11 protein-coding genes are annotated in these 9,877 nt (G+C 32.2%); 4 read left to right on the forward strand and 7 right to left on the reverse strand.

Going from position 1 to position 9,877, the window contains the following annotated elements:
• Positions 1-3 precede the first annotated feature (3 nt).
• The gene (locus tag FPG59_RS10120) at positions 4-342 is read left to right on the forward strand and encodes a tRNA-binding protein (protein ID WP_086454493.1); all 339 of its coding nucleotides are present in this window, start codon (positions 4-6) and stop codon (positions 340-342) included.
• A 1-nt stretch (position 343) separates the two neighbouring features.
• Here FPG59_RS10120 and FPG59_RS10125 read toward each other — a convergent pair whose 3' ends face one another.
• From FPG59_RS10125 to FPG59_RS10140, 4 genes are all read right to left on the reverse strand, one after another.
• Positions 344-1,264: a hypothetical protein gene (locus FPG59_RS10125; protein ID WP_086454487.1), complete on the reverse strand. Its 921-nt coding sequence runs from the start codon at positions 1,262-1,264 to the stop codon at positions 344-346.
• A 106-nt stretch (positions 1,265-1,370) separates the two neighbouring features.
• Positions 1,371-2,183, reverse strand: coding sequence for a sulfurtransferase (locus FPG59_RS10130; RefSeq protein WP_086454488.1), 813 nt, complete (start codon positions 2,181-2,183; stop codon positions 1,371-1,373).
• 106 nt (positions 2,184-2,289) lie between these two features.
• Positions 2,290-2,670, reverse strand: a complete 381-nt coding sequence (locus tag FPG59_RS10135; protein WP_086454494.1) for a PUR family DNA/RNA-binding protein — start codon at positions 2,668-2,670, stop codon at positions 2,290-2,292.
• 71 nt (positions 2,671-2,741) lie between these two features.
• Positions 2,742-4,502 (reverse strand): ABC transporter ATP-binding protein, encoded by a 1,761-nt coding sequence (locus FPG59_RS10140; RefSeq protein WP_086454489.1) that lies wholly within the window; start codon positions 4,500-4,502, stop codon positions 2,742-2,744.
• Positions 4,503-4,704: 202 nt separating this feature from the next.
• Between FPG59_RS10140 and FPG59_RS10145 the strand changes: the two genes are divergently transcribed.
• The 3 genes from FPG59_RS10145 to yajC all read left to right on the forward strand — a co-directional run bounded on the left by FPG59_RS10145 (position 4,705) and on the right by yajC (position 7,199).
• Positions 4,705-5,811, forward strand: coding sequence for a Glu/Leu/Phe/Val dehydrogenase (locus tag FPG59_RS10145; protein WP_086454490.1), 1,107 nt, complete (start codon positions 4,705-4,707; stop codon positions 5,809-5,811).
• Positions 5,812-5,995: 184 nt separating this feature from the next.
• On the forward strand, positions 5,996-6,907 hold the full coding sequence (gene nusB, locus FPG59_RS10150) for a transcription antitermination factor NusB (protein ID WP_086454495.1): 912 nt from the start codon (positions 5,996-5,998) through the stop codon (positions 6,905-6,907).
• 19 nt (positions 6,908-6,926) lie between these two features.
• Positions 6,927-7,199, forward strand: a complete 273-nt coding sequence (yajC, locus tag FPG59_RS10155; protein ID WP_086454491.1) for a preprotein translocase subunit YajC — start codon at positions 6,927-6,929, stop codon at positions 7,197-7,199.
• Between the two features lie 72 nt (positions 7,200-7,271).
• Here the strand turns inward: yajC and FPG59_RS16420 are convergent, their stop codons facing one another.
• The 3 genes from FPG59_RS16420 to FPG59_RS16605 all read right to left on the reverse strand — a co-directional run.
• Entirely contained in the window at positions 7,272-7,751 is a 480-nt protein-coding gene (locus tag FPG59_RS16420) for a hypothetical protein (RefSeq protein ID WP_140344625.1), read from the reverse strand.
• A gap of 234 nt (positions 7,752-7,985) precedes the next feature.
• A complete protein-coding gene (pepT, locus tag FPG59_RS10165; protein WP_086454492.1) occupies positions 7,986-9,224 on the reverse strand; it encodes a peptidase T in 1,239 nt (412 codons plus the stop codon).
• Positions 9,225-9,371: 147 nt separating this feature from the next.
• On the reverse strand, positions 9,372-9,877 hold a 506-nt coding region (locus tag FPG59_RS16605; protein ID WP_176330734.1), incomplete at its 5' end, for a hypothetical protein.

Genomic DNA, 9,877 nt, shown 5'->3' on the forward strand with positions numbered 1-9,877 from the left:
ATTATGGAAGACCTTAACTGGAGCGAATTTGAAAGAGTAGAAATGCGTGTGGGTACCATTTTAGAAGTTCATGATTTTCCCGAAGCTAGAAAACCGGCCTATCAATTAATAATAGATTTTGGGACTGAAATAGGAATTAAAAAATCATCTGCACAAATAACTAAGCGATACCAAAAAGAAGATCTATTGCACCGACAAATTGTTGCGGTTGTCAATTTTCCAAAAAAACAAATCGGGAAGTTTTTTAGCGAATGTTTGGTTTTAGGATCAGTAGGAGCTGAGGGCGATATTGTTTTGCTCGCACCAGATTTTAAGGTTGAAAATGGGTTACGAATAGGTTAGTTTATTCATTAAATGAAGTTTGAACCTTAGCATCAAGCGTTTCATACTTGTTGTGAATGGCTAATATAATTACTCCAAATAATACTGCCGAGACAATTAAAATAGTGTTTAGAAATCCCTCAGTGCCAAAAGAAAGTTTGATCAATATTGTTGAAATGATAAAGCCAGAGTTGCGAATGACTTTGTTAAACTTATCCGATAAGAAAAATGAAAACAACAACAATAGCACCTCAATCAAAATCAAGATGGTGAAAAAATCATCGAAGAAAATTTTATTAATGTCTTTCATTTTTGTTACAATTTCTGCAATCGAAAAGAAATTTTCATAAATCCAATGTCCCAAGCTGTACATGGATAAACTTAAAAAGACAGGGATTAATATGATAGCAAAAATGTTCTTTAATTTGATAAACGAAGCAATTGCTGTAGTTTTTTGAATTTTAGATTGGTTGATTTCATTCTCCTTACTTAACTTGTAAAAGAAAAAAAGCAATAAGAAAAGCATTATGGTAGCCAGAATGTCTAATGTGAAATTTACATTGGCAGCAGAGTCAAACCAGTTGTCTTTAAAGTCGAGTTTAGTCAAATCTTTAAAGATACGTCTGATGATAATAAGCGTAATGATTTCATATTGTTTACCAATGTATATAGTGGTTGATTTTGGCAAATAATAAATTAAAAGATAGACCTCATAGATCAAAATAAATGAAAATGGCGTGTAAATTGCAGCTATAGGATTACTCAATAGCTTAGAATATTTTGGGGTGTCGATCCAGCCTAAATCAATAATGACAATGATACTAAGATGTATCAAGAAAAAAATAATAGCCATGGAAACAAAAAACTTTTCGGCTCTTTTTTTAGTTTCTTCGGATAAAAGCAAGCGATACAAAAACTGAAAAATAGTGTAAGATTGTTTCATGATAGTAATTAAGAATTAAAAGTACTCAATTAACATTTTAAAAACATTGATATACAATTAATTAACCTTTGTTTAAAGGGGTTTGAAACATTGATTTTTAAAATTGCTAAATATTCTTTTTTAAACCCCATTCAGCCCAAGAGTCATCATAAACAGAGCAATTGTCACTTTCAATCAAAGCATACGCTAAAACGATTATGCAAGCGGTAACTCCGGATCCACAGTAAACTATAATTGGCTGAGAGCTTGGTTTTAGAACGGTTTTAAGTTCCTCAGGTTGTAAAAAGGTGTTGTTATGAAGTACACTTATGTAGGGAATGTTTATCGCCTTTGGAATATGTCCGCTTTGTAAACCAACTCTAGTTTCTTTAACAGTACCATTAAAGCGATTTTCAATACGGGCGTCAACTACAAGATATTTTTGGTCAATAATATTTCTTTCAACTTGATGTTTGGTTTTTACCAGTTCTTGTTGAAAATCAACTTTAAAATCACCAAGATTATATATTTCATTCTCTGGAATGGCCTCTACAGTATAATTGTGTTTAATCCATTGTGGTAAACCGCCATCAAGTACTGCTACATTGTTAAATCCCATGACTTTAAATAACCACCAAACTCTTGGGCTCGAGTATATTCCTAAATTGTCATATACTATCAGAATACTTTTTTTTGAGATGCCAAGTTTACTGGCTTCTTCTTCAAATTGACTCGGACTCGGTAGGGAATTGGGTAACGGATTATTTTGATCGCTAAACGCAGTTTTTAAATCAAAAAATCGAGCTTTTGGGATTCTGAGATTTTCAAAATTAGACAGTGCTTTAGCCTGATTTTCTTTAAGACTAGCGTCTAATATTATCAGATTTGGTAAATCAAGATTATTGTATAGCCAATCTACCGATACTATTGTTGAGGTCATGTTTTTTATTTTGACAAAGAAATAAAACTTCTTGGTTTTTAAGATAAAAAAAAGTCCAAAAACGTATAGTTTTTGGACTTTCTTGGGGTAAGTAAGGAACTAAAAATTAAATATCATCAAAATCTATATCTGTAAATGTTGATGTTTGTGGTAAGCTATCGTCGTCTTGTTTCTCTAATGTATATTCTTTTTTGAAATCTTTTTGGTGTCTTTCAGAGATTACTTCTTCACCTTTGTGATTTAATACATAAGAAGTCATTTCGTCAAGAATTTCTGCAAAAGCAGCAAAATCCTCTTTATACAAGTAGATTTTATGTTTTTTAAAGTGAAACGATCCGTCTTCTTCTGTAAATTTTTTACTCTCGGTAATGGTAATGTAGTAATCATCAGCCTTAGTAGCGCGCACATCAAAGAAATAAGTTCTTCTTCCAGCTCTTAAAACTTTAGAAAATATTTCTTCTTTTTCTAACATGTCATGTTCTCTCATATTCCTTTCAGTCAATTTATGGTTGTTAACTAGCATTCAAAAATCTACAAAAAATATGTATTATACAACAATTAAAGCATTTCTTTTTCTGAAAGTTGTTTCAAGTGTAAGTCGGCATAATACCCGTTTTGATTTATCAATTGATTATGAGAACCTTGTTGGATAATTTGCCCGTTATCTATAATAATTATGTTATCGGCATTTTTTGCTGATGAAATTCTATGGCTAACAATAATTGTTGTTTTGTCTTTGCAAATAGCATTAAGATTGTTTAAGATGGCCTCCTCGGTTTCGGTATCCACAGCAGATAGGCAATCATCAAACAATAAAATAGGCGAGTTTTTTATGATAGCTCTTGCAATAGATACGCGTTGTTTTTGACCTCCAGAAAGTGTGATACCGCGTTCTCCTAGTACGGTTTCATATTGTTTGTTGAATCCCATAATATTGTCATGAACAACGGCACTTTTGGCGGCAGCCTGTACTTCTTGATCCGTTGCGTTTTCTTTACCAAACTTGATGTTGTTTTTAATACTGTCCGAGAATAAAAAAGCATCTTGAGGAACAATACCGATGTTGTTACGAAGGTCAAACAGATTTAGAGTACAAATTTCAGCTGAATCAATTGTGACTTGACCACTTGATACATCATACATACGAGAAATTAATGATAAAATAGTTGATTTACCAGATCCCGTTTTGCCTAAAATGGCCAATGTTTCTCCTTTTTTAACGGTAAATGAAATGTCTTTTAAGGCTTGAATATTGGTGTCTTCATAGGTGTAACTCACGTTATGAAATGCAATACTGCCTTCAATAACAGATTTGTTAGGATTGTTGTTTTTAATCTCGGGTTCTATTTTAAGAAATTCATTAAGTCTCTTTTGAGATGCTTCCGCTTCTTGAACCATAGATGAAACCCAACCCAGTGAGGCAACTGGCCATGTAAGCATGTTTACGTATAAGATAAATTCAGCAATAGTACCGATATGTTTTATAGTGCCGTTGATGTACATGAGACCACCAAAATAAATAACCACCAAGTTACTGATGCCAATTAAAGCCATCATTAAAGGACCAAATAAGGATTGTACTTTGGCTAGGTTTAAGCTTTTGCTTTTACTTTCCTCGGCCAGGTTTACCATATTTTGTTGGTGTTGCTGTTCAAGAGAGTAGGCTTTTATAACTCTAATTCCAGAGAAAATCTCTTGGGAGAAACTAGAAATTTTTGATAAATACTGTTGGAAAATGGTACTTCTAGAATTTATTTCAGAGCTCAATTTAAAGATGGCGTAAGATAGAATAGGAAGCGGTAATAAGGTGTACAAAGTTAATATAGGAGAGACGTTGTACATGTATACAATTACTATTGCAAACCTAATTATTGTGTTTATGGTATACATCACAGCGGGTCCTACATACATGCGCACTTTAGAAACGTCCTCGCTAATGCGGTTCATTAAATCTCCCGTTCGGTTTTGTTTGTAAAAATTTTGAGTTAAGTTTTCATATTGTCTAAATACTTCATTTTTTAAATCAAATTCAATATGTCTAGACATCACAATAAGCGTCTGTCGCATCAAGAAGGTTAAAAAACCGGCTATAATTGTAGTTGCAATAATCAGTAATATATTAGATATCAATTCGTCTTTAATAACGGATTTAGCAACTGATGTATCTTTGGCGAAAGCCTCAATTACCATAAAAGATTGACTGATCAACTTAGGGGTAAATAGCATGAAAATTTGCGCAATGATGGTGAACACAATTCCAAGTAAAAAGCTGTATTTGTATTTAACGAAATATTTATTTAAATAACGTAATTCTTTCATTTTTAGTAAGGTATTCTGTGTTTTGTAACTTTTTTATAATGTTTTGCTAACTTTTTACAAGATTATATTGCTGAATATCAAGTGAAAGTTATTGATAAATTAATGATTTTTTCCAGAAATGCTATTGCATATTTAAATTTTATGTAGATTTGGCTAGTCTTTTTGACAAATTCATAAATGTCTCACTATTAAAACTTACACAATGAAAGCAGATTTTACAACTGGAAAAGAACTTCAAAAAATGGATCCTGTTTTTGGTCAATTATCATTTGATGATCACGAGCAAATTGTATTTTGTAATGACAAAGATACGGGTTTAAAAGCAATTATTGGTATTCATAATTCGGTAATGGGACCCGCATTAGGTGGTACAAGGATGTTTAATTATGCTAATGAGTGGGAAGCACTAAATGATGTTTTGCGTCTTTCACGCGGTATGACCTTTAAAGCAGCTATAACAGGCCTAAATATAGGTGGTGGTAAAGCGGTTATTATAGGTGATGCTAAGACTCAAAAAAATCCTGCATTAATGCGTAAATTTGGAGAGTTTGTACATTCATTAAGTGGGCGTTACATTACTGCAGAAGATGTGGGAATGGAAACTGCAGATATGGATATTGTAAGAGATGTAACTCCTTATGTCACTGGGATTTCTGAATCTAGAGGTGGTGCTGGAAATCCATCTCCAGTTACGGCTTACGGGGTGTATTTAGGAATGAAAGCGGCTGCTAAACAACAATTTGGTACCGATGTATTAAGTGGTAAGAAAGTATTAGTACAGGGTATAGGACACGTAGGCGAAACATTGGTTGACTATTTAACCAAAGAAGGAGCCATTGTTACTATTGCTGATATAAATGAAGAAAAACTTGCTGAAGTAGGAGCAAAGTATAACGCCGAAATTTATAGAGGTGAAGATCTGTACACTGCTGATGTAGATATTTATGCACCATGTGCTATGGGCGCTACATTAAATGACGTAACAATTTCTAAATTGAAAGCAAAAGTTGTTGCTGGTGCAGCAAACAATCAACTAGCTGATGAGAATATTCATGGGGCTTTGTTACAAGAAAAAGGAATTTTATATGCTCCTGATTTCTTGATTAATGCGGGTGGAATTATTAATGTATATGCAGAGTTAGCACATTATGACAAGGCTGAAATCATGCGTAAAACCGAAAATATTTATAACACTACGTTAGAAATATTTGATTATGCTATTGCAAATGGATGTACCACACACAAGGCGGCACTTACTATTGCACAAAATAGAATTGATCAAAGAAAATTAGAGAACAGTAAAAAATAGTTTTCATACTCAGCTGCCAGTATTTAGTGATGTATTATTTGATATCACTAAATACTGATTGCTGAATACTTCAAAATAAGCAATCATATATTTTATTTTAAAAAATGAAATTCTTATTTTTGCACCCTAATAAATTTAAAGTTCTTACAAGGTGGTAAATAGAAGACACATACGCGTAAAGGTCATGCAATCCATTTATGCAATGCATCAAAGCGGTTCAGATAGTTTGGAAAAAGAGGAAAAATTCCTTTATTACAGTATAGATAGTATCCAAGATTTGTACCTTATAATGCTATCTTCATTGATTGAAATTTGTAAGACTGAAACTGTTTATTTGCATAAATCAAGCTTAAAACATTTAGCTACCCCTGCAGAACGCAATCCAAATGAAAAATTTATTAAAAATAAAATTTTTCAAATCCTCTCTGATAATAATTCATTAAGCATAGCACTTGAGAATCGTAAAATTAACAATTGGTCATTAAATGATGATTATATTGTTTTGCTACTTAACGAAATTAAAGCTAGTAAGCTATATCTGGACTACATGCAAAGTGGTATAAACACATTTGAAGAAGATCGACAATTTATTGTGGACTTATTCATGCAAGTGATTGTTCCAAATGAAAAACTGTATGATTACCTTGAAGATGATAAATTAACATGGGTTGATGATATTCCGCTGGTTAACACGCATATCATTAAGCAGTTAAAAGCAATCAAAGATGGTGAAGATGACAATTTTAGAGTTCCAAAATTGTATAAGGATAATGAGGATAGAGATTATGTAAAAGAGTTATTTCATAAAACAGTTTTAAACGAAAAAGAACTAGCCAAAGAGTATTTGGATAAGACACCTAATTGGGATAGTGAAAGAATAGCAGAAATTGACACGATAATCTTGAAAATGGCAATTTGTGAGTTTCTAAAATTCCCATCTATACCGGTAAAAGTGACTCTGAATGAATATCTTGAAATTGCCAAAGAATATTCTACACCTAAAAGTAGTATATTTATCAATGGTATTCTAGATAACCTAGTAAAAGAATTAAATACAAATAAAAGAATTATCAAAGCCGGTCGCGGTTTGATGTAATAAAAATATAAAAAAAAACATGGAACAATTACAGCAGTTTGCCCCTTTTATTTTAATGTTTGTAGTAATCTATTTCTTTATGATTAGACCACAACAGAAAAAAGCAAAACAAGAAAAAGAATTTGAAAGTGCATTGAAAGTAGGCGATAAAATCATTACCAAAAGCGGATTGCACGGAAAAGTAGCTGAACTAGCAGAAACTACAGTGGTAATTGAGACTATGTCAGGTAAATTAAAAATGGAGCGTTCTGCCATTTCAATGGAAATGAGCGCAGCTCTAGTTAAAAAATAAGATGCCAAACGGTAACTAAAAAAGTCCCAAATTACATTGTATTTTGGGACTTTTTGTATTTAAAAAATATTTTTATTTTTTACTCTTCTTGTTCTTTTTAGCTTTTTTTGATTTAGCTTTAGCTTTTTTCGCTTTTAGTTTTGCTTTTACTTTAGCTTTTTTTGCTTTATCTTTTTTAGTTTTCTTTGCTTTTTTAGCTTTAGCTTTAGCTTTCTCTTTGGCATTCGCCTTTGCTACTTTTTTCTTTTCTTTATCTTTCATTTTTACTTTGTTTTTATTCTTTTCTTTTTTGTCTTTCTTTTCTTTTTTGTCTACCACATTGGTCATATCTTCTTCTTCTGTAATGGCCGGTGCAATTTCATCTTCTGTTTGTTCAACAGGAATGTCTGTAGTTTCAATTTCGGGAGTTACATTCTCTGACGTTATTTCTAAATCTGGAGAAGGTGTTGGTTTTTTTGCTGCAGGTGTGCGTCTTGCTCTTACGGGTTTGATAGGCTCTGGTGTAGGAGTAGATTCTGGTGTGAGGTTTGTTTCCTCTTCGTGTGATGTCATAAAGTAAGTAGTTAATTATTGTTTATTGTAAATTATATTCTAATATTAATAAATTGTTATTTTTATGTTAGCAAATGTAATGATTTTATTCATTGCCCAATGTTAAGCTTTTGTTTTAGGTGTTTTTTTTTACAAGGATGTATTTCTAGAGCAGAATACTGTTATTGATTTGTATTCAAAAAAAAAGTCTCCTATCAGAGATGGAGACTTTTGAATTAAGAAATAAATGTTTCTTTATAGTTTTGTTGTCAATTCAGCTATTTTGACAATTACGTCAACAGCTTTTTGCATACTTTCTACCGGTACGTATTCATATTTTCCATGAAAATTATGACCACCAGCAAAAATATTAGGGCATGGAAGTCCTTTGTATGAAAGTTGTGATCCATCAGTTCCACCGCGTATAGGTTTGATTAATGGTTTTATGTTTAATTCTCTCATTGCTTGCTCAGCAATATCAACAATGTATTTTACGGGCAATACTTTTTCTTTCATATTGTAATACTGATCTTTTATTTCAGTAATTACAATGTCCTCACCAAATTGCTTAGCGTACTTTTTATTGATTTTTACCGTGATTTTTTCAATGAGTTCTTTTCTTTTCTCAAATTTTTTCTTGTTATGGTCTCTGATTATCAATTCTAAAACTGTTTCTTCGATATTTCCAGAAAGGTGGTGAACATGAAAAAAACCTTCGTAGCCTTTTGTTTGCTCAGGTGTTTCGTCTGATGGTAATTGATTGATAAAATCATTGGCAATTAGCATGGAGTTGATCATTTTACCTTTGGCATATCCAGGATGAACACTTTTTCCCTTGAAAGTTATTTTAGCTCCAGCCGCATTAAAATTCTCATATTCGAGTTCTCCTACTTGGCTTCCGTCCATAGTGTAAGCCCATGCTGCTCCAAATTTTTCAACGTCAAAATGGTGAGCGCCACGACCTATTTCTTCATCTGGTGTGAAACCAACTCTAATTTTCCCGTGTTTGATTTCAGGATTGTTGATTAAGAATTCCATTGCCGTTATAATTTCAGTGATTCCGGCTTTGTCATCTGCTCCTAATAATGTAGTTCCATCTGTTGTTATTAACGTTTGTCCTTTATATTGTAACAAATCTTTAAAATAATCTGGGGATAAAACGATGTTTTTTTCAGCATTTAGTATAATGTCTTTACCATCATAATTGGGAACTATTTGCGGTTTTATATTTGCACCACAAAAATCAGGTGAGGTATCAAAGTGTGATATAAAGCCTATTGTAGGGACTTCATAATCTACATTGCTAGGTAACGTAGCCATGATATATGCTTTGTCATCAATAGTTACATCTTGCATTCCAATATTTTTTAACTCTTCAACCAGTTTGTTGGCTAAGTCCCATTGTTTTGCAGTGCTTGGCGTGGTTGGTGAGTTAGCATCAGATTCTGTGTCAATTATAACATAACTGATGAAGCGGTCAATGATATGTTGCATGGTTTAATTTGTTTTATGCAAATATAATTTTTTCCACATGGATTCTGATTTTCATTAAGAACATTTTTTGATTTTTTATTAGATTTTTATGGCTCAAATAATTTAATTTTTTCACGAAAAAAAAACCACTCGAAAGTGGTTTTAAATTTAATCTCTTGCTTTACTTAATTTTTTTTCAGCTTTTACAACATCCTCTTTTAAATTATTGATTTTGATTTGTTGCTTGCTAATTTTAATGTTCTCTTTTTCTATTTGAGTAGGATCTAGCTTTCCTTTGTCTTTTTTCTTTTCGAATTTTTCCATGTTGTCTAGCAAGTTTTTCTCGGTAGTAGCAAGCTTTTCTTTGCTTTTTTGAACTGACTTTTCAGCGGCAAGTATTTTACTTTGTTTTAAAGAAAATTCTCGGGATTCTTTATCTGCTCTATGTTTTTCTTTTTCTGTTTCTAATGCTTGGTTAAGTGCTTTTTTATCATTTCTCAGTTTTTCTTTGAGCATTTTTTCATCGGCTTTCAAAGCTTTATTTACCGCTTCAGTAGCTTTTTTTATACTGTCATTTTTAGTAGCTTCTACATAGGATTTAGTGTTTGGTAATTGCGTGTCTTTTTTGACATCTTGCGCAAAGAATACTTGAACAGTGCAAAGCAATATTGCTG

The sequence above is a fragment of the Flavobacterium sp. FPG59 genome (genome assembly GCF_002150205.1).
Taxonomy (GTDB): Bacteria; Bacteroidota; Bacteroidia; order Flavobacteriales; family Flavobacteriaceae; genus Flavobacterium.